18 protein-coding genes are annotated in these 20972 nt (G+C 45.5%); 13 read left to right on the top strand and 5 right to left on the bottom strand.

The features are described 5' to 3' along the window. Positions 1-17: 17 nt before the first annotated feature. The gene (locus tag gpAD87_RS12085; protein ID WP_231952523.1) at positions 18-452 is read left to right on the top strand and encodes a MarR family winged helix-turn-helix transcriptional regulator; all 435 of its coding nucleotides are present in this window, start codon (positions 18-20) and stop codon (positions 450-452) included. After that, positions 449-1507: a threonine aldolase family protein gene (locus gpAD87_RS12080; RefSeq protein ID WP_064638608.1), complete on the top strand. Its 1059-nt coding sequence runs from the start codon at positions 449-451 to the stop codon at positions 1505-1507. Before gpAD87_RS12085 ends, gpAD87_RS12080 begins: the two co-directional genes overlap by 4 nt. Before the next feature lie 113 nt (positions 1508-1620). Here the strand turns inward: gpAD87_RS12080 and gpAD87_RS12075 are convergent, their stop codons facing one another. Next, positions 1621-3597: an alpha-amylase family protein gene (locus gpAD87_RS12075; protein WP_064638607.1), complete on the bottom strand. Its 1977-nt coding sequence runs from the start codon at positions 3595-3597 to the stop codon at positions 1621-1623. Between the two features lie 135 nt (positions 3598-3732). Between gpAD87_RS12075 and gpAD87_RS12070 the strand changes: the two genes are divergently transcribed. Next, on the top strand, positions 3733-4611 hold the full coding sequence (locus gpAD87_RS12070; RefSeq protein ID WP_064638605.1) for a helix-turn-helix transcriptional regulator: 879 nt from the start codon (positions 3733-3735) through the stop codon (positions 4609-4611). A 73-nt stretch (positions 4612-4684) separates the two neighbouring features. Here gpAD87_RS12070 and gpAD87_RS12065 read toward each other — a convergent pair whose 3' ends face one another. Continuing rightward, entirely contained in the window at positions 4685-5341 is a 657-nt protein-coding gene (locus gpAD87_RS12065) for an NADPH-dependent F420 reductase (RefSeq protein WP_064638603.1), read from the bottom strand. A gap of 145 nt (positions 5342-5486) precedes the next feature. Here gpAD87_RS12065 and gpAD87_RS12060 point away from each other — a divergent pair, with 145 nt between their 5' ends. Both gpAD87_RS12060 and gpAD87_RS12055 read left to right on the top strand, forming a co-directional pair. Beyond that, positions 5487-6077, top strand: coding sequence for a TetR/AcrR family transcriptional regulator (locus gpAD87_RS12060; protein ID WP_064638602.1), 591 nt, complete (start codon positions 5487-5489; stop codon positions 6075-6077). A 91-nt stretch (positions 6078-6168) separates the two neighbouring features. Then, positions 6169-7338, top strand: a complete 1170-nt coding sequence (locus gpAD87_RS12055; protein ID WP_064638600.1) for an MFS transporter — start codon at positions 6169-6171, stop codon at positions 7336-7338. 163 nt (positions 7339-7501) lie between these two features. Here gpAD87_RS12055 and gpAD87_RS12050 read toward each other — a convergent pair whose 3' ends face one another. From gpAD87_RS12050 to gpAD87_RS12040, 3 genes are all read right to left on the bottom strand, one after another. Further along, positions 7502-8683, bottom strand: a complete 1182-nt coding sequence (locus gpAD87_RS12050; RefSeq protein ID WP_064638598.1) for a multidrug effflux MFS transporter — start codon at positions 8681-8683, stop codon at positions 7502-7504. Between the two features lie 224 nt (positions 8684-8907). Beyond that, complete coding sequence (locus tag gpAD87_RS12045; RefSeq protein WP_063565158.1) at positions 8908-9393, bottom strand: CcdC protein domain-containing protein; 486 nt, start codon at positions 9391-9393, stop codon at positions 8908-8910. 234 nt (positions 9394-9627) lie between these two features. Then, positions 9628-11415, bottom strand: a complete 1788-nt coding sequence (locus tag gpAD87_RS12040; protein WP_082935099.1) for a glycoside hydrolase family 36 protein — start codon at positions 11413-11415, stop codon at positions 9628-9630. Between the two features lie 317 nt (positions 11416-11732). On the opposite strand from gpAD87_RS12040, the gene gpAD87_RS12035 reads away from it, so the two are divergent. The 8 genes from gpAD87_RS12035 to gpAD87_RS12005 all read left to right on the top strand — a co-directional run bounded on the left by gpAD87_RS12035 (position 11733) and on the right by gpAD87_RS12005 (position 20958). Further along, the gene (locus gpAD87_RS12035) at positions 11733-12788 is read left to right on the top strand and encodes a LacI family DNA-binding transcriptional regulator (RefSeq protein ID WP_064638597.1); all 1056 of its coding nucleotides are present in this window, start codon (positions 11733-11735) and stop codon (positions 12786-12788) included. 38 nt (positions 12789-12826) lie between these two features. Then, complete coding sequence (locus gpAD87_RS12030) at positions 12827-14074, top strand: sugar ABC transporter substrate-binding protein (RefSeq protein ID WP_064638595.1); 1248 nt, start codon at positions 12827-12829, stop codon at positions 14072-14074. Positions 14075-14086: 12 nt separating this feature from the next. Continuing rightward, the gene (locus gpAD87_RS12025; RefSeq protein ID WP_082935097.1) at positions 14087-15145 is read left to right on the top strand and encodes a carbohydrate ABC transporter permease; all 1059 of its coding nucleotides are present in this window, start codon (positions 14087-14089) and stop codon (positions 15143-15145) included. Further along, a complete protein-coding gene (locus tag gpAD87_RS12020; protein ID WP_064638593.1) occupies positions 15123-15974 on the top strand; it encodes a carbohydrate ABC transporter permease in 852 nt (283 codons plus the stop codon). Before gpAD87_RS12025 ends, gpAD87_RS12020 begins: the two co-directional genes overlap by 23 nt. Positions 15975-16002: 28 nt before the next feature. Further along, positions 16003-17391, top strand: a complete 1389-nt coding sequence (locus gpAD87_RS12015; protein WP_064638592.1) for an MGH1-like glycoside hydrolase domain-containing protein — start codon at positions 16003-16005, stop codon at positions 17389-17391. A gap of 170 nt (positions 17392-17561) precedes the next feature. Next, positions 17562-17684, top strand: a complete 123-nt coding sequence (locus gpAD87_RS31490; protein ID WP_079697598.1) for a sporulation protein YjcZ — start codon at positions 17562-17564, stop codon at positions 17682-17684. A gap of 158 nt (positions 17685-17842) precedes the next feature. After that, positions 17843-19555 (top strand): sensor histidine kinase, encoded by a 1713-nt coding sequence (locus gpAD87_RS12010; protein ID WP_063565147.1) that lies wholly within the window; start codon positions 17843-17845, stop codon positions 19553-19555. After that, positions 19552-20958 carry a response regulator transcription factor gene (locus gpAD87_RS12005; RefSeq protein ID WP_064638590.1) on the top strand — a complete coding sequence of 469 codons (1407 nt, stop codon included), beginning with the start codon at positions 19552-19554 and terminating at the stop codon, positions 20956-20958. Before gpAD87_RS12010 ends, gpAD87_RS12005 begins: the two co-directional genes overlap by 4 nt. Positions 20959-20972 lie beyond the last annotated feature (14 nt).

The raw sequence follows: 20972 nt of genomic DNA, 5'->3' as shown, positions 1-20972 counted from the left end.
AGCAAATAAATGCAGATATGTTGACTGAAATGCGGCGTTTTAACCGTTTTTATACCAATATACTCGGTGTACTCGATAAGCATATCCTGGGAACGGGATACTCCTTCGCTGAAGCAAGGGTCATTATTGAAATTGGCATTCAAGGGGAGAGCATTGCGAACAATCTGGTGGATACACTGACCATTGATCGCAGCTACATGAGCCGAATTGTAAGTAAACTGACCCGAGAAGGGCTGCTGATGAAAGTGGATTCAGCTGCTGACAGCCGCGTTAGTTTGATTCGCCTGACTGAAAAAGGGCAGGAGCTTTACGGTGAGTTGAATGAACGTTCAGATCAGCAGATTGTGAAGTTAATGCAAGGTTTGGATGAGGAAGAGATCAGAGAAGTTTACGCTTCAATGATGAATATTCAGGATAAGTTGAACAAAAGAGCAGGAGAGACAAGACGATGATACGATTCGAATGTGATTATAACGAAGGCGCGCATGAGCGCATTTTGCAAAGACTAATTTCAACGAACATGGAACAAACGAGCGGTTACGGTAAAGATGCCCATTGTGATCGGGCGAGAAGCCTTATTCGACAAGCTTGTGAAAATGAACAGGCGGATGTGCATTTTTTGGTTGGTGGTACACAGACCAATACAACGGTTATTGCCTCCATTTTGCGTCCATACCAAGGCGTGATTGCAGCGACTTCGGGCCACATCGCGGTCCATGAGACGGGAGCGATCGAAGCCACAGGTCACAAAGTGATCACGGTACCAAGCGAGGATGGGAAGATCACGTCAGATCAGGTCAAAGCGGTCTATGATGCCCATTGGAATGATGCAGCACCTGAACATTGTGTCCAGCCCGGAATGGTTTACATATCCCAGCCTACTGAGAACGGTACGATGTACAGCAAGGCAGAGCTGCAAGCATTATTTAATGTGAGCCAACAGTGTGGTCTCCCGTTCTTTATTGATGGGGCGCGTCTTGGGTATGCTCTTGCTTCCCGGAATTGTGATACGACTCTCGCTGATCTCGCACGCCTATGTGATGTATTCTATATTGGCGGAACCAAGATCGGAGCATTGATGGGAGAAGCGGTAGTCATCCTGAACGACAAGCTTAAGCCAGATTTTCGTTATATGATCAAACAAAAAGGCGGCCTGCTTGCCAAAGGCAGATTGTTGGGGATTCAATTTGAAACGCTGTTTGAAGATGGTCTGTATCTTGAAATTTCCCAGCATGCGGTGGACATGGCCATGTTAATTCATGATTCGCTTGCGGAGCAAGGTATTACTTTCCTATATGATTCACCAACCAATCAGCAATTTCCGATTCTGCCAGATGATCTGCTTCAGGATTTACGCAGCCGTTACTCGTTCACATTCTGGGAAAAGGTGTCCGATACACACAGCGTCGTTCGTTTTTGTACCAGTTGGGCAACCCAGCGGGAAAATGTGGACTCACTGATTCGTGATATTTCCCAGGCTCTGAACAAATTGAAAGCTTGTGTGTAATCATTAATCACTAAAGGTTAGTATATATGGCGGAGTAATCCGCCAATGAAGAAGTCGCCATGTTGATGCGACTTCTTTTTTTGTTTGCTGTTATATGTTCCATGAATGTACTTCTAAAATTGAATCACGACCATTTGATGACAGGACCACTCCGGTATCGTGTAGGTCACAAGGCCGTTCACCTGACTGAATGGGAGACTATGGTTCTGTGGAGCGAGATACACGTCCTGTACTTTTTCAGCCGCCGCAACCGTCACCTCTGTATTGATAAGTGAAGGGATATCCTCGATAACTTCCACACCTTGTCCTCTACGTACTGGAGAGGCATACAGCAGATGATTCACCCAACGGTTCGAGTTCTTCTGCACCTGCAGCGTCGTAACCCCTTGGGCAGGCAGGTTGGTTATCAGCGACTTGTTGTTACTCAGTAAACGGTCCAGCGCGTAACAGATGATTTCCTTGACAGCCAAGCTCCCCTTCGTCGCATAATCTTCAAAAACATTCCACGCGATATAGATTCCATCCTGCCCTTCAGCCATGCCAGTTCCCGATTCCTGTAGATCAGAAGGGGTATGCTGGTGAGAGCAGAACGTGAACAAGTCACGGTTAAAATATGAATTCTCCTTACTACCAAGTACAATGCCGTCTGTCGTGGGCACTGTATTCTGTCCTTCGGTATACATGACAAAAGAGGCTGTACGCAGGGAAGGAAGCTCGAAACTCGGACGGAAATAGGAGGGACGGAATGGGGAAACCTCCTGATATTCTACACCCCAATCGAATTCAAAGCCCGTTCCATCCGGTGAGAGTCCGGAACGGCCAGTGGCGAGAATTTTGCCGCCCCCGGCAAGAAAGGCTGTCAGTTTGGTTTTGATTGACTCTGTAATGCTAATGGCATCCGGCAAAATAACAACTTTATATTTGGACAGATCAGCCTGCAGATCTACTACATCGAAGAGATAGTGGCCTTCCAGCAAAACTCTTACAGCACCGGTATCGTGGTGTTTGTGCTGGTTATGAGGATCGCCTCCGGATTCCCATAAGGCTGCTTCCACTGACAGCAACGCGATATCGGCCATAGCGGTAGCATCTCGGCACCATTCTTCCTTTGCTTCTACCTCGCGGTAAGCTTCCCCGATCAACGAATACGTGGCAATGTCCATCTGACCACCTGGATGCAGCTGATCTCCAATGGAGCAGCGAGCTCCGTTCGCAAGGCTCAGCGCAGTTTCATAACGCAGCGCGTTGGGGTGCTTGTATCCACCGAATTCGCCCCAGGAAGTATGGAATTTTCCGGTCATGCCGAGGAAATCCATGCCCAGTGTTTGCGCATAACGTGCAGAGAGGGGGAAGTGTTCGTACCCCCAGCCGCCCGTTGGTAGCGATTCCAACTCCAGATGGGTATTCACATGGGCGAGATCCCGCCGCCCTCGGTCGACGTGACTGCTGTTGTGGAACACTGGTAATCCGGGTTTCACTGCATGCACAGTCTCGTTCATTCGATTAGCATAACGAGCATACGTCTGTTCCCACAGTTTTTTCATATCTTGAATGTTTCGTGGATCGGAGCCCTGTGAGCGAATCTCGGCAACACAATATTGACAATAACATTCCCGAACACCAACGATATCGAGGAAGATGCCGTCCGCATCATAATTCTTTACGACTTCCTCGACCTGTAGGGTAAGCACGTCAAGATAAGGGGTATTCATGCAAAATTGATGATATCCCGGTGTCATAAAGTCGGCTGTCCAACTGATTTGCTCCTGCTGATTGCGGATGAGCCATTGTGGATGTTTGCGAGCGAGTCGCTCATCCAGGCCAGCAGAGAGATAGACCGGTGTCTTCACACCTATCTCATGAGCAGCCTCAATCTGGGCACCCAGAAGATCGAAATTCAGATGTGGATGCATTTGATTGGCGGTTGTCGGGTGATAGGCCCAGCCATGATGGCACTTGGAGAAAATGGTGATGGAATCGACGTATCCAGTCTTAAGCATCTCCTGAAATTGCTGCTTCGAAAAATCACGGCCAATGCCTTCAATGGCTTCTGACGTATGAAAATCGAGATGAACTTGACGAAATTTCATGCTTGCTTCCCCCTGGTCATTAAATGATAGAATCATATTATATCTACCACTCTAATCGATCATCAGCTCCGATACAGCTGACAATCACGACTATATATAGCACATTATCTACATTTTAAACAAAGGAGGGATCTCATGCTTGTACTTGAACTTCAAGTTCCGCCGTTTCCGCTATTAGCAGCCATTGGGCACACCGAATGGCAGCCGGGCATGCAGCATGCCCAGCGTAGCTTTGATGTGTTTGATCTTATTATTTGCGCCAAAGGAGCGCTGTACATGGAGGAAGATGGCCTCCGTTACGAGATTGCGGAAGGTATGATGCTGGTTCTTGAACCTGGCAAAGACCACCGTGGCTATAGACCAACGGATGTGCAGACGGAAGTATACTGGATTCATTTCCAGCTTCCCTCTGTGCAAAAGATGATTTTGAAAGAAAAGACGACTTGGGAGCAGCCTTTGCTGCAACAAACAGATCAGGATATTGAGGCTCCCCCAGGAGTCATTGAAATTCCCAAATTCGCCGCGGTGGATCTACGTAACCTGGAGCCGATTCTGAAAGAAATGCTTGAGCTGCACCATGTACTCACCCGTCAGCGTTCCTTCGAGCTTCATGTTCTGTTGGGCCAATTCCTGCTGCAATTACAGAAGGGAATGAGACAGAACAGCCCGCAGGCTCGTTCCTATTTTCTAAGCGAGAAGGTGGCAACTTATCTTGGTCAACGCCTGGAGCAGCCGTTTGATTCCGGACAGATGGAGCGTGATCTACTTTATCATTTTGATTACCTGGCCCGCTGCCTGAAGCAGTATACGGGGATGAGCCCGCTCCAATACAAGCATCACCTGCAAATGGAGAAGGCCAAGCGGTTATTGGCACATTCGGAGCTTCCACTGAAGCGTATCGGCGAGTTGTGTGGACTGCAGGACCATAACTATTTTACTCGGTTGTTCAAACGTCAAACTTCCCTTACGCCTGGAGAGTACCGCAAGAAGCATCAGTTGTATTTCATAGAATAAATATGATCAGACGAAAAACCGCCCGAAAGGGCGGTGGATGATGACTTATTCAATGTCCTGGAATTTCAAATGATCAAGCTTTAAAGTCCTCGCTTCGTACAGGACTAGCATTCGATAAGGCCTGCCGAAGACTATCCGCTCCATGCTCCTGGTAACTAGGAGTCCCCGGTTGTTGGCGCCACGATTCGTCCAAACCGCCGGCGTCTATGGCGTCAAATCCCAACTCTTCGACAAGTTGAAGTACAATTTTCTTTGTATCCGGATCATCACCAGCTACCGGGAGAGCAAGTCGATCAGGTGAGCCGGCAGGCAGTCCACGTTCAAGCAGATTAACAGCGGAAATCCCATTAAAGGCTTTGTTGACAGGATGTTTCAAGAATTGCTCGACCCAGCGGCTTTCAGGTAAGCCACCCTCGATCTCGGCAATCAAGCCGTCACGCTGACGGGGGTAATAGTTCCCGGTGTCAATAATGGCAGCACCAGGTGCAGTTTGGTCTAAGATACCATCAGGGAGATCCGGAATATTCTTTTGTGGAATCGTTACAATGACCAGCTCGGCTCCATGGGCGACTTCCGTTACTTCAAGCGGTTTTGCGCCTGTCTCTTCAGCTAGATCCGTCAAGGTATGAGGACCACGTGAGTTAGCAATTGAGACATCATGACCAAGTTTGGTGAGACGACGGGTGAGATTACCACCGATGTTTCCCGCTCCAATAATTGCGATTTTCATTTATTCCGACTTCCTTTCCCGATTTAATATGGTATGACATCTTCACTGTAACAGAGAACAATAGAGCTGTAAACAACTTCTTGACTGAACGTTACAAATTACCTATACTAAGATTTATTATTTCGTTGAGAAGGGAGGAAATGAAGTGACCAGAGGTGGAAGACCACGAGAATTTAAGGATACGGCTGTGATTGACGCAGCCATGGATGCCTTTTGGTTGAACGGATACGAAGGGTGCTCTACTGAGGATCTATGTAAACAGACCGGTCTCGGGAAGGGCAGTTTATATAATGCGTTTGGTAGCAAACATGATTTATATGAAAAGGTACTCCAGCGTTACCATGAGGAAGGAATACGGGAGCAAAGCGAGATTTTACAGAGCCCCTTACCGTTGAAAGAAAGATTACGCGGCCTGCTGGAGTGGGGTGTACAGGAAGATTTCTCGGAATCAGGGCGAAGAGGCTGTCTCCTAATTAATGCAGCAATGGAACGGGCACGGGTTGATCCTATGGTTGAAGAAGTGGTGACACGGCATATCGGATTGTTGGAGGATGCACTTTGTGATCTGATGGAGCAGGGTGTCCAGACAGGAGAGATTACTTCAGGGAGACCAGCCAAAGAACTGGCAAGCCTGTTTCTAAGCAGCTATTACGGACTTCGCGTGCTTAACAGTTCTTCACAGAACCGTGATCTGGCAAAAAGTATTGTAGAAGGTACATTGGCAGCTATTTACTAGCCGGGTAATCCGGCGCTTTTTTTTGCATTAGTTTTGTACCGATCATTACAATAGTGTAGTTTTATAACTCATATGAAAAGGGGAATTGAAGATGCCATTGGCAATCTATGTGCTTAGCTCGGCTATTTTTTGCATGACTACCTCAGAATTTATGGTAGCTGGAATGATGAATACACTTGCGGGGGAATTTGGAATATCTGTCTCGCAAGTAGGATATTTGATTACAGCCTTTTCAGCGGGGATGGTCGTAGGAGGTCCCTTACTAACCGCTGCTCTGCTGAATATGCCTAGGAAAAAAGCATTTATTATGCTAACCGGTGTGTTTCTCGCTGGACAGTTGCTTGGCGCGATCGCAGGTAGCTATGAGGTTATGATGGCCTCACGCATCATAGCAGGTGTTGCTTCCTCGGCTGCTTTTGGCGTATCAATCTCGATCTCTGCTTCGCTGGTGGAAGAAAACCAGCGGGGACGGGCGGTGTCGATAATCTTCGGTGGTCTTATGATCGCCACGGTTCTGGGTACACCTGCTGCAACGTGGGTGGCCGATGCTTATGGCTGGCGTTTCAGTTTTTGGGCGGTCGCCATTCTTGTTCTACTGTCAGGAGTAACTGCATTGAGGTTGATCCCTGTATTATCTAGACCGGAGCCCACAAGTTTGCGTCATGAAATGAAATCTTTTCGCAATCGCAAGCTATGGGCGGCTTACCTGACAAGTTTTCTTATTATAGGAGCTACCTTTGCAGCATTCAGCTACTTTGCTCCAATTTTTACAGAGCTGACGGGCTTTTCAACGTCCGCGGTGCCACTATTGTTTGTTGTGTATGGAGCTGCTACGGTTGTTGGTAATCTGATTACTGGTCGACTGGCGGACCGATACACCATGCTGATTCTAACGATAGGGCTTGTTCTCTTGACGTTTGGTCTTCTGACATTCGCCATTGGCGTACATACAGCTGCCGTGGTTATTCCTGCTGTAGTCATCATCGGGTTGGTCGGGGTTCCAATGAATCCGCCTATGGTCGCGCGAGTGATACGCTCGGGAGGAAGTGGTCTGATGGTGAACACCGTTCATACCGCGATCGTCACCTTTGGTGTAGTGGTAGGATCTTCTGTTGGTGGCTTGGCCATTAGTGCCGGTTACGGCCTGGTTGCGCCGATCTGGGTCGGGGTTGTGTTGGCTTTGGTAGGTGTAATTTCGCTGCTTCCGTATATGCGTGGAATCTTCAAAGTTAAGGTTGCAGATATGGATATAAAACATTAAAAACGTTTGATAAGCCGATTTGGCTTTCAGACTTTATGTTCAACAATATGAATAAAAGCAGCCCAGATACGATAAAAGTACTGGACTGCTTCTATTTTTTTTGAAATGTGCCCCGGGACATTTCTTCGTATTATTTATAATACAAATGAATTACCCTAATAGATTATTCTTCTGAGATAAATCTTTTGCCAAGCCACAACATTCCGACGCTAATGATTAGAAAATATAAGGGCATTATCAGCAATGAACCGTTATGCAGAGTACCCATTCCCCATGTCGTAAGGCTTACCAGCAAATAGTAGCCCAAGCTGAATATGGCACCTGCTGTGCCAATTACATCTTGAAAATGAACAAGCGCAAGACTTAGACAATTGGGCAAAGCAATACCTGCGCCAATCAACAGAACAAACATGGCAGTTAACATGCAGATGATTTGCAAAAGATTGGGCAGCATAGACAAGCTGCTTCCAAGGGTTAGGAGCAGAGCCCCGCTGGTCATGACCAGACAACCCAAACGAATAATCTTTTCCGGTGCGTAAACGGTCAATAATCTTTTGGAGATCATTGCACCGAACACCGATGCCAAGGCCACAATAATGCCCAGAAAACCATAAACGCCAGGCGACAGATCAAAGTGTTCAATGAAGATGAAGGGAGCTTCGGCATAATAACTGAATAAAACTCCGTTAATACCACCGATCAATACGCCAAACACCATTACGCGCGGCATGGCGAGCATCTTTTTAACAACCGGAAGTATAGCCACCTTGGATCGTAAAGAAACGTTCGTTGTCTCCGGCAGTTTAAGAAAAGCATATATGAACAACAAAACGCTCATCAGTACTAACGCAAAGAATACCCATCTGAAGCCAAGGGCCTGATCAATCCAACCACCAATCAGTGGTCCAACTGCCGGTGTAAATGCAATGACAGCAGAGATTTGGGCAAACATCGCATGTCTTCGATCTCCCGATACACTTTCTCGAAGCATGGTTTGGGTGATAATCGAGCCAGTTGCGGCACCGAAAGCCTGTACGAAACGGCCGATGAGAAGCAACTGAATCGATTCCGAATAAAAGCACATCAAGCTTCCGATCCCATATACGATGAGACCGCCCAGCATTGCAGGTCTGCGACCAATCAAGTCGGACAGCCAGCCCCAGCAGAAAACGCCTAAGGCAAATCCTATAAAATAGATGCTTAACGTGAATTGTACGGAACTATTAGATACACCAAGTGCTGCTGCGATATCTGGCAGCGATGGAGTGTAGATAGTTTCGCTGATTTGTGGAAAAGCGATAAGAACAATCATTAAAAGCAAAGATGGTACAGCATATTTCTTCATTATATATTAGCCCTCCTACAAGCTTATACTCTGTTATGACAACAAGAATATGAGCCTAGCTAGGGAAAGGGGGGCATCATGATGGCGAGACGACTATAAATCATCATTTGTTGAATTACCTTTCATCATTATAAGAGTAGGAGGGTTTGACAATCATTGTTAATACTCGGCCTAGGTTAACATGCTTGATATGCCAAGTCAACCAGCTCTAGCTAATCGTACGATTAAGCAGTTTTGTCCCAAGCTCTGAACGTACTAGACTTGGAATTATGAAATTTAATGAAGCTAGCTATTCGCCAAATGGCAATATAGGACAGGGCAACTACATTATTCAGGAATCCAAGAGTCTTGGGATCAATGCCTGAGATGAACAAGAAGTCAAAGAATCGGATCGAGAAGATAACAATAATTAAAACATAAAGAGATACGTTTCTTTTATAATACATCTTGCCATCCGATTTCCGCTCGAATTGCGTCACCAGAATTAATGGGATCGACAGAATTGCACCTATAGCGATCGAACTGATCATTCTGCCTGATGTAAGCACCAATGTAGGGTCGAACAATTCAAACAAAGATGAAGAGATATAAAGGATCGGAATTAATAATTTCCGGCCTGATTCGTGCAATGGCTTCTTGCTGCCCTGGATAACGCCCCTCAAAATAAGTACGACAATTAATAATGAGATTGTTAAAGATATTGGATTCATGGTAAGCACCTCGTCTGTTTTTTGTGTAACCTAAGTATCGAGTATATTTAAATTGTATATAAGTGTACAAAGTAACTCGTTTAAGGTGACTTTTGTCATCTTCCCAAAACAAATAGGGCGACCTCTCCCCAATTGAATTCCGGGAAAAAGTCGCCGCTTTAAAAATCTTTTTTTATTGTCTATGTGACAGGGCTATGACCTCGGAAGGCACCAGTCTACTATTGAATGATCTGCTCATATCTCTCCTGAATCATCTATACGTTGTAAAATTACTAGACCAGCTCTTGCGATGGGCAGCTCGTGCAAACCGTCCTGAAGCTCGATTTGACGAAGTAGAACAACTTGACCGCAGCAATTTTTTACAGTTAGATTGTAACGACCCGGATGGTGGCAACGGACAACGACTTGTTCGTTATAAGTTCCGTTGGCTACAATAAATCGGTCATAGGAAGCATCCATTGGGACAACGATATTAGCGTAAACAGCGACAATTTTCGCATCTCCTTTTTGAGCACTGACAAGTGGGTAAAGTAGCTCGGGTTGTTCCGGAACTAACTTACCTTTTAGCAGAATGTCACTATTCTCCTTACAGAAGGAGAGCCAGAAGCGGAGCATTCCAGCGTATGCTTCTCCAATCTCATCGAGACGAACAGAGATTTGAGGCACGGAGAAGAGAACGTTGATCAGCTGCATGGCTGCGCTTTCGACCGATTCTTTAGGGTTGAACATTATCATGTCGGAATGGACGGCTGTATTCCCTGACAATAGTCGCAGGTCAAGCGTACGGATGCGATTTTGGATAGAGTCGTTCGGGCAATCATTGGCCCGGAACATGTTGCCGTATTTTCGCATTAATGGGCCGATGTACGTTTGACGGAATTCGATGAGAATATCCGGCTTGATGGCTCTCAGTCGCTCCATAACATTGGAGAGCAGGCGGTCCACCGCTTCAGGCACTGATTCATAATCCCGACCTTCCGCCGTTCCCTCCTTCTGATCCGGGCTCAGTCTGAAACTATCCACGAAATCCAGCTTCAGACCGTCAATATCCCACCCGGATACGGCCTGTTCATAGGTGTTGATCAAGTATTCCCGCACATCCGGGTACCGGGGGTCCAGCACTCCCGCATTCAGCTTCTCATCTACCCGCAATAGTTTATTCTCGAACTTGCTCCATACCTTGCTGCGCTTCCCTACAAATGGCACGGAGTACCATAACATATATTTCATACCCAGTCGATGTACGGTATCCACATGAGCTCTCATGTCCGGAATCTTACCCGCATAGACTTCCCAGTCCCCGGTATACGCATAACCCCGGTTGTTGTCGTCCGTCTGCCAGCCATCATCAACGATAATAGTGTCACAGCCAAGTTCCTTAGCAAGTCTGCATTGTTCCTCCAATTCGGCAGCGGTCAGTTTCTGATGATAGGAATACCATGTGGAGTACATAGGACGGAGGGCCACATCAGGAACTGCGGCGGGTTCATAGCCCGGAAGGCCTTCCCACCACTTGGTTACATCTTCAAGCGCCTTATAGAAGGGGATATCCCTACGGTCGATTCGAAGCGTTGCTTCGTAATGATCGAGTTTCGGCATCGCTTCTTCAAACAGGGTAACAGAGCATAGGAAGGTGGAATCCTCTTCATGAATACCGGCTTTTATCGACACGTTGTTCAATGCATCAGTAAAAGCGAAGGTCATTCGATTTCGTCCCTCTAGATTATATAGAGAGGCCACAGGTGCGAGAGAAGTGCTTTTGGATTGGAAACCATCACCCCAATCTACTTGAAGGGCTTTATTACGGTCGGTTCCCGGATGCCATAAAGAGTGGATGTCTACGGCGGGAGTAGACCACTCGATCCGGCACACTGGCGGCTGTTCTTTTTTTGCAGCTGTTAGTCGGATATGGATCAGAAAAAGGTTCTCCGTAATGGTTTCGATGTTGATAAAGCTCTCAAATAAGGGGCTGTTACTGTTAATAATTACAGTGGGACAATCGTAGTTGATTAAAGTTTTCATAATACCTCCTGCTTGTAAAATAGATAATGGGAGTAACGATACCTAGTTTAGAGTATAATGTTTACAAAAAGTTTAGTAAACAAATAAAATAAATATACGTAATACGGGATATAATTAGCGTTTTATACTAATAAAAATAGATGTAAGCGATGACAATAAGGTATTGTCAAACAAATTGATCTCTGATATATTGAAAACACACATTAGTTCGCTAATGTTTAGTAAACAAAACACAATGTGATTGGCAAGTGGTTAGCAAAACTATAAAATGATTGTGAGGGGTGTTTCCCAAATATGAAGTGAAAAGGTGATCAGTAGTGCCAACAATTCGTGATATTGCAAGTCTGGCCGGTGTTTCTCCATCTACAGTTTCCCGTGTACTGAACGGGGATCCTTCTTTATCGGTATTGGAGGAAACAAGAAGAAAAATTCTTTCTGCTGCAGAACAGCTGCAATATAAAGTAACCCAGCGTCGTCATACCAATCAAGCGGCGCAGTTGAAAGATTATAAAATTGGATTGGTGACCTTCTGTTCGGAGCAATTTGAGTCGGAGGACCCGTATTACCTGACTATAAGGCTGCAAATCGAGAAAGAATTCAATCAGCTGGGGCTTCACATTACTCGGACGATTCGCTGGATGAACCATGATTCGTATGAAAGCCTTTCGGGGCTTGATGGCCTTATAGTGATTGGCAAGTTTGAATTTGATCCATACAATTTGTACTTCAGCCGAATACATAACATTGTTTTTGTCGACTATTCGCCGGATGAGGACCGCTTTGATTCCGTCGTCGTCGATTTTGACAAGGTAACTCGGATGGCTTTGGATCATCTTACTGGACTTGGCTATACAAAAATTGGCCTGATCAGCTCACGTGATTTCATCAATCGTTTTGGTTCCAACTCTGGTATCGATTCAGTGGATCAACGGCAAAGCAGTTTTGAATCTTATATGAAGCAGAAAAATCTGTACCTGCCTGAGCATGTCCATATCGGTAATAATTTCTCCATGTCTACCGGGTATCAGCTCATGAAGGAAGTGATTGATAAGCAGGATTTACCGGAAGCTTTCCTGATTGGTTCCGACCCCATGGCGATAGCTGCTGGGAGGGCCTTAAAAGAAGCCGGTTTAAAGGTTCCGAAAGATATCGCAATGGTCGGCATCGATGATATTGAAATGGCTTCTTACGCCAATCCGCCGTTAACCACGGTGAAAATCTACACTGAACAAATGGGCCAGAGTGCGGTGAAAATGCTGCTAGAACGGATCGGCGGCAGAGAAGTACCGTTAAAGATCGTGATTCCGTCGAAGCTGATTATTAGAAGCAGCTGCGGCGCGAAAATCAGATCCATAGGAGACGTGGAAGATTGATTTTTATTTAAATATTCAATTCAATAGGGGGAAAAATGATGAAAAAATGGTCTTTGATTATTTTATCTCTACTTGTTGTAATTGCATTGTCGGCGTGTTCCGGAAATGGAGGGAACTCGTCGGAAAGTCAGGGCGGGATGAAAGACAAGGGTAAAATAACATTTGCCTTCTGGGGAGCTCAGTCAGAAGCTGATGCGATCAAGCAAGCCATTGATAACTTCGAGACAAATTACCCCGACATTCAGGTTGAGAGCCAGTGGATTCAGAAGGATTATCTCACCAAGCTACAAACGATGATTGCTGGAGGTACGACTCCTGATGTCATGCTGATCTCAGGAGGGGATTTGCCCGGTTTTGCAAACGCTTTCCAAGAATTGAAGTTGGATGAATCGCTCTTCAGTTCACCTTCCCTCGTCGATTCCATGAGTGTGGATGGCAAAGCATATGCAGCACCATTTATTATCAAGCCTAAAGTTATGGCGATTAACGTCGATCTTTTTGAGAAAAATAACATTCCGCTTCCAAGCAAGACTGAACCGATGACGGTTGAACAATTCAATGACATCGCAAAGAATCTCACGTCTGGAGAAGGGGCAACAAAGATTTTTGGTTCAGAACCGCTGTGGCTCGGTAACTGGATATATGCGTTTGGTGGTCAATTTTACAGCGATGATCTGAGTAGGTCAGCACTAGATTCACCAGAAGTCATAGCCGCTGCCGAGTATATTGTCTCTAGCAAACAAGCCGGCATCGTGCCGAACGATAGTGAGAAGCAGGGACAAAGCATGATGAACTGGTACCTGGGTGGAAGAATTGGCATGTTCACCGACTTTGGTCCTTGGTATTTACCGCAAATGGCTGATGTGCAGAAGTTCAAATGGGATATTGTCCCTTTCCCAGGGAACGGCGGTTCCAAAGAAGTTAATGGACTGGCTCTAAGCAAGGACAGCAAGAATGCTGAAGCCGCAGAAACGTTCATTAATCACCTTACACAAAACGAAGAGGTGCAAAAAATCATCGGAGGGAACAAGAATGCCTATGGGGTTCCGGTTATTTTCAGTGCAACAAGTGCGTTTGAAACGGTTTCCCCCGACAAGAACCTGAAAGCCTTCGTACTTGCCGCCGAGAAGCAGCATACACAGGAAGCCCAGAAGGGTACGAATGAAATCAACAACGAGATGAAAGCTATCGATGATACAACACCAATCGGAATTGGAAACAAGGACGTTAAGGAAGTATTCCCGCAGGTGGCAGAGAAGATAAACAAGATTTTACAACAAAACTAACGGGAGCAAACTATGAATGGAATAATAGAAGGGATCTACAATTTCTATGAAGGAATAGGGGCACCGGCAGCATTGTTGCCTCTTCTCCCTTTTCTGACCGTTATCGTGCTAGTATTCGCTATTATTTATACCATTACCAGAGTTCTTGTGAAAAAGAGAATTATCCATACCCAAACGGCAAGTTTTTATTTGTTCGTCTCAGTCTGGATTATTGGCTTTCTGTTATTTACGGTAGGTCCGATGATTTTCTCATTCTATATCAGTTTCAACAAATGGGAGGTCGTCAGCGATCCAAAATGGATCGGTTTGGACAACTACCGCATGCTGTTCAAGGATACTATGTTTTATAAATCGCTGTCCGTGACCTTCTATTACACACTCGTAAGTGTACCCTTGCAGGTCATTCTCTCTTTAGCGATTGCCTTGCTGATGAATTTGAAGCTGCGCGGGATCTATTTTTTCCGTACCATCTATTATTTGCCAACGCTCGTGCAGGGTGTTGCACAAATGGTGCTGTTTATCTGGATCTTTAACCCGAATGTCGGTCTGGTCAATTCATTACTGCGTTTGATTGGTATCGAAGGCCCTGGCTGGTTCTCCAGTCCAGAATGGTCAATGCCAGCAGTCATTATCATGAGTCTTTGGACGGTCGGAGGCAATATGATTATCTATCTGGCCGGTCTTTCGGATATTCCACAAAGCTTGTATGAGGCGGCTGAGATTGATGGAGCAACGGCAGCAAGAAAAGCCTGGCATGTGACGCTACCACAGATTTCACCGATTTTATTTTTCAACACCGTTACAAGCATGATTGGGGCATTCCAGACCTTTACCCAAGGTTTCATGGTTAACGGCGGACCTGATAATTCGTTGTTATTTTATGCCTACTATCTATATCAAAATGCCTTTATGTGGTTCAAAATGGGTTACGGTTCGGCCCTGGCCTGGGTACTCTTTGTGATTATCCTTCTGTTCACTGCGCTCGTATTCCGCAGCAGTGCATTATGGGTTTATTACGAAACAGAGCAAACCGGAAGGAGGAAGCGTCGTGTCCGTAAAAAAAGAGCGTAAATCTGCTCACAAAAAGGTGCATTGGCTGGCCTATATATTGCTGCTGATCGGAGCCGTTATGTTCCTGTATCCCTTTCTGTGGATGGTTTCTGCCTCTCTAAGGAGTCTGGAAGAGGTTGCAGTTTCAGGAATGAGCATATGGCCTGATCACTGGCGCTGGGATAATTATGCGAAGGCGCTCACCGCATTCCCGTTTGGTCGTTATCTGGTCAATACTGTGATCACAACGGTGTTCCCTATCATGGGTACGGTTCTTTCTTCATCTATTGTGGGTTATGCCTTTGCCCGCTTGAAGGTGAGGGGAAGCGGGATTTTGTTCGTACTGGTGCTGTCAACCATGCTGCTACCGAGCGAGGTTACGATGATTCCGCAATTCATTCTGTTCAAGAATCTGGGCATGCTCGATACGCTGTACCCGCTGATCGTTCCAGCCTTCTTTGGATCGGCGTTCTATATCTTTTTGCTACGTCAGTTCTATTCCCGGCTACCCGTCGCATTGGAGGAAGCAGCGATCATCGACGGCTGCGGTTACTTTAAAATTTGGTGGAAGATTTTCCTGCCGCTGTCCAAACCGGCTCTGATGGCGGTTGGCGTCATGGTCTTTATGGGCTCCTGGAACAACTTCATGGGACCGCTTATTTATATCAATAGCGACAAATGGAAGACACTTACGCTTGGTTTAGCGGGGTTTCAGGGTACCTATGCCACAGATACCAACTTGTTAATGGCAGCGGCTGTTGTAATCACTTTACCGTGTATCCTATTATTCTTCACCGCGCAAAAAGCGTTTATGGAAGGTCTGACCTTCTCAGGTTCCAAGGAAAGTTAAACCGAAAAGGGATAGGAGTGACTTTGACATGCCTTATGAGAGAGAAGTAGAATCCCAAGCTGGTGCAGTAACTTTTCAATCTTCTGATAAGGAGTTGAATGAAGGTTTTGTTTGGGCCAAAAGGCAGGCGCTGGAATATGCCCACTTTGGTGAAGATCCCGTCGGGCTATGGTACGAAGCCGCTCTTCCAGCCAGAGAAGCATTTTGCATCCGTGATGTCATGCACCATAGCACCGGAGCTGCTGTCCTTGGGCTTCGTCTTCATACCAAGAACATGATCATGCATTTTGCCGAAAATATTGCCGAGTCACGTGACTGGTGCACGTACTGGGAGATCAATAAAGACAAAGTTCCTGCCCCAGTCGATTATGAAAGTGATGAGGATTTTTGGTATAATCTCCCCGCGAATTTCGACATTATTGACGCCAGCTTACGTCAGTACTTATGGACAGGCGATAATTATTATTTGAATAACAGTAAATTACTGGATTTCTTTAGTTTAACTTTAAATGAATATACGAACACCTGGGACAAAGACGGAGACGGAGTATTGGAATATTATCCTGAATACGGACGCAGGGGCCTGGCTACCTTCAACGAGGCTGGACATCAGCCTTTGATAGGTGGTGATATGATTGCTGCTCAAATTGCCGGTTACCGTGCATTTGTCTATCTTGCCCGTCTCAGGGGCCAAACGGAGATAGCGGAAGTGTACGCCACCAAGGCGCAAGACCTGAAACAGCGTTATGAGCAGGAATGGTGGAACGAGGAGGAGGGGCGCTTCTTCGGCGCGAAGCTGCAAGATCATTCTTTCCTAACAGGCTATAATGCAGAAGGAACATTTCTCCCTCTCTATTACGGGTCGGTCAGTGACCCGGAGAAACTGTATAAGGCACTTGAGGATGTCAAGATCCATCGTGTTGCTAACGTTGAAGGAAAGACTTACTTACCGGATATCTTTTACCGGTATGGCCAAAATGAAGAAGCCTTTAGTGAATTGAAAGAGCTGGTAAATCCATCATTGGAGCGACGGGATTACCCGGAGGTATCTTATTGCGTGATAGGTTCCGTGGCCGCCGGATTGATGGGAATTACGGGAAATGGAGCATCCGTAATCAGCACCTTACCGAGACTTACTCATTCACTGGCATGGGCGGAAATGGGTAATATCCCTATCCTTAACCGGAACATTATGGTTAAACATATGGGGAATACAGAGAGTGAAGTGACGCTGCAATCTGGAAAACCCTTTGTCTGGAAGGCTACTTTCCCTGTAAATACCGAGACGTTATACCACAACGGCTTAGCTGTTGCTTCCCAACAGGAAACAACTGAAGGTGGAGAACAGATCAGCTTTATTTCTGTAAAAGTGGCTGAAGATGAGATACACCGTGTTTCCATTGCGCAGGAAGGTTAAAATTCAAGATCTCTAGTCTTCCGATGGAAGACAATGGTCAGTATGATGATGGGGTTTCTGTCTGCTGCATAAGCGGATAGCGCCCTTTTTTTGATGATTGGCTCAAAAGCCTTGTCAATACACAACGATCTGAATACCTTATGACATAACACAAAAGAGGAGGAGATTACATGAGTGAAGTAGGATATGGAAATGTTGGAGGTCTTGGTGGATACGGTGGTTTCACATCCATCGGTGCAATCCTTGTTCTGTTCATCTTGTTGGTCATCATCTCTAAAGCGTTCCTGGTTTAATTCCTTTACCTTATGAACAACTCTGCTGGCATTCCGCTGGCAGAGTCTTTTTGTCATGATTACAATTTGAAAGCGTTTGACATATAGAATTATCAATCTATAATTATGGAGTTATGCATTCAACATAGAATGGATGAAGTTAAGGAGAATAGGTTGGAATGACACTTAAAAAAAGGATCTTTTTGCTGTTTTTTCTCAGTGCGTTTATTCCCTTCATTAGTATATTTGCAATTTCCTACTACACCATTGATTCCATTTTTGCGAACAAGATCGATGATGGCATTCGGAGCAATTTACAGCAGGTGACTTCCTCACTGGAGAATTCGATCACCAACCTGAATCATGTTACTCAGCAATTGTCTTACAGTGGTACATTAGGTAAAAAGTTGGATGAGGTGTTGAAACCATCCTCCAATATATTTGAATTGATTGAAACGCGGGATGAATTAAAGAGCGAATTAAATGTCGTAACGTTTACCAACCCGAATATAGGTTTGACATTGTATTATTTTCAGAAGGATGGCTCCACACAGTTCGGAAACTTTCCCATAAAGGACCGTTTTTCACCCGAATCTTTGCCTGTGCTCTCCAAAGCATATGGAATCACCTACTATGGTCCTCATGTCAGTATGAACCGGTTTGATGATCAACTCGTCTTATCCGCCATGCGGAAGGTAAAATTACCCCAGAGGGACGATGCTTATATTTACGTTGAATCCGGTTTTCACCTTGCGCAGGATATATTGGGTTACAATCAGTACAAGGGGGATTTATCCCATCTGATCCTCGATGGAGAGGGAAACATTGTGTATAGTGAGATTCCCGAAGCGATGAAAGTCGGTGAGAATTTTTCCAGCTTATCGAATGGTACAGCATCGGACGGAATAGCTCGCGGTCATCATTGGTTCAGACAGGACTCCACTCAGAACTGGAGCGTTGTGTCGGTGATCTCGCAGGCCAAGTATCAACAGGAGAAAAACCAATGGTTGCTTCAAATATTACTGGTCGCTTTATTTTTCCTTGGCTTTACGGTATTTCTGGCTTGGTTGCTGTGGAAAATGGTTTATAAACCCCTTGGTCTGTTCCATTCGCAAATCAACGGCATGTCTCAAAATCCACAAACGGCAGGCAGTCAGACCCGTACGCAAATTCCCGAATTTGATTTTCTGTTAGGCGAATTCTCGAATATGCAGCATCAAATCGGTGACCTCTTTAAAGAGGTGCAGCAGAAAGAGAAAATTCGTGCAGATCTTGAAGTGGAAAAGCTGCTGTACCAGATCAATCCTCATTTTTTGATGAATACGCTGGATACGGTCCACTGGCTGGCGGTAATGAATGGACAAGGGGAGATCGACAAGCTGGTGCAGTCCCTGAATAAGCTGTTGTATTACAATTTAGGTAAATTGGGACAGGTTTCCACAATGGAAGAAGAGATTGATGCGCTTAGACAGTACTTGACCCTGCAGCAAATCCGCTATGATTTTGAATTTGATGTGCGTATTTCCGCTGATGAGCAAGTGCTTCAAATACCTGTACCTCGTTTTATACTACAGCCGTTGGTTGAAAATTCACTTTATCACGGACTGAGCGACGAAGGTTTTATTCAAATTGAAGTCACACGCAAAGAAACGCTAAACATTATGATTCAGGATAACGGAGCAGGCATGACGGAGGAAGCGATTGAAAGACTTCTGAACAACCGTGTAGCTGAACATCAAAAAGTAGGGATGGGCATTGGGCTCAATTACGTTCACCGCATGTTAAAAGCACAATACGGTGATCAAGCTCAACTGGTGATTGAGAGTGAATTGGGAACAGGGACAAGCATATTGCTTATACTTCCGATCAAAGGAGAAGATATCTCGGCATGATTAAGGTATTGATTGTGGATGACGATAAATTGGTACGAAAAGGAATAAGCTCCGCGATGCCGTGGAACGAGTTCGGCATGGAGGTAGTTGGAGAAGCAAGTAACGGGGCTAAGGCATTGGATTTTCTGGAATCCAACTCGGTAGATCTGATGTTAACGGATCTGGCGATGCCGGTGATGTCTGGCATTGAACTTATGCGCGCTGCAAGGCAGCTCTACCCGGAACTTCATATTGTCGTGCTTACTCTTCATCAGGATTTTGATTATATCCAGGAAGCACTTAGGCTGGGAGCGATCGATTATATAGCCAAAGTTCAGCTCGAGAAGGAGCAGTTCGAACATGTGTTGAATCGAATACATACCCGGATTGGTGAGCTCACGAATACAAGACGAAAGCTGCCGCAGCTTGGTGAAACTAATATCCATTACCGTAAAGTGTATGCTCTGGTTTCACTGGACCGAAAGTCCGGCCAGAATTGGCCCATTGGACTCGAATCCAATGTAGACGAGGTCCTATTTGAAGTGGAACGGAACAGCTGGATGTGGGCGGCATCCCTGGATGGAGAGGATCAGCTATTCGATAGATTGAAGGGATACTTGGATCAAATTCCCCAAGGAGCCCTACTGGTGTTGTCTGATGTTCAAGAACGGACATGGTCGCAAATTCAAAACTGGATTATAAACTATACAGAAACGTCCTTATTTTATGCGTATGAACCCCAAGATCCGGTTATTGCCGTTTCCTTGAATGAACAAGACACTTCTCCAACAGAACCTCAGGATGAGGACATGGATCGAATTAAGCGAAGTTGGTTTCTATCTCCGTGGACGCATAACGACAATTTTTATAACCATCTTGTTGAAGAGTTTAAATCCCTAAGGCTGCAAAAAGGGCAATTGATGGGATTACTGTATTCCCTGGTCATGGAGTGGAACCATCTTTTTGCCCAGACTACGCTGGGCAGAATCTCAATGATCCATTCTTTTCAATCCTGGTACGAAGTGGAACAGTGGATCAAGCAGACCTCTGAGAGTATTCGAAAGGCGGATGAACAGACTTCGTATTCTCAGGAAATGATAGATGGTGTGAAAAAAGCCGTGATGATTATGCAAAATGATTTGGATCAGGCTTTTACAGCTTCAGGGCTGTCCCAGCAACTCAACATTAGTCGAAGTTATTTCAGCCAATGCTTCAAGGACATCATGGGAAAAACCTTTAATGATTATTCCCGATATATCCGAATGGAGAAGTCGAAAGAGTATTTATTGAACACAAACAACACGATTTTCTGGATTGCAGAGCGGGTGGGTTATACGGATGAGAAATATTTCAGCCGAATCTTTCGCGAACTGACAGGCGTGCTGCCTAGTGAATATCGACAATTAGGCAGAGCGGACAAATAGTGTACGCTCCACAT

The sequence above is a fragment of the Paenibacillus sp. AD87 genome (assembly GCF_001659845.1).
Taxonomy (GTDB): Bacteria; Bacillota; Bacilli; order Paenibacillales; family Paenibacillaceae; genus Paenibacillus; species Paenibacillus marchantiae.
Note: the sequence above shows the minus strand (reverse complement) of the source record. Positions and strands in the feature narration are given on the sequence as shown.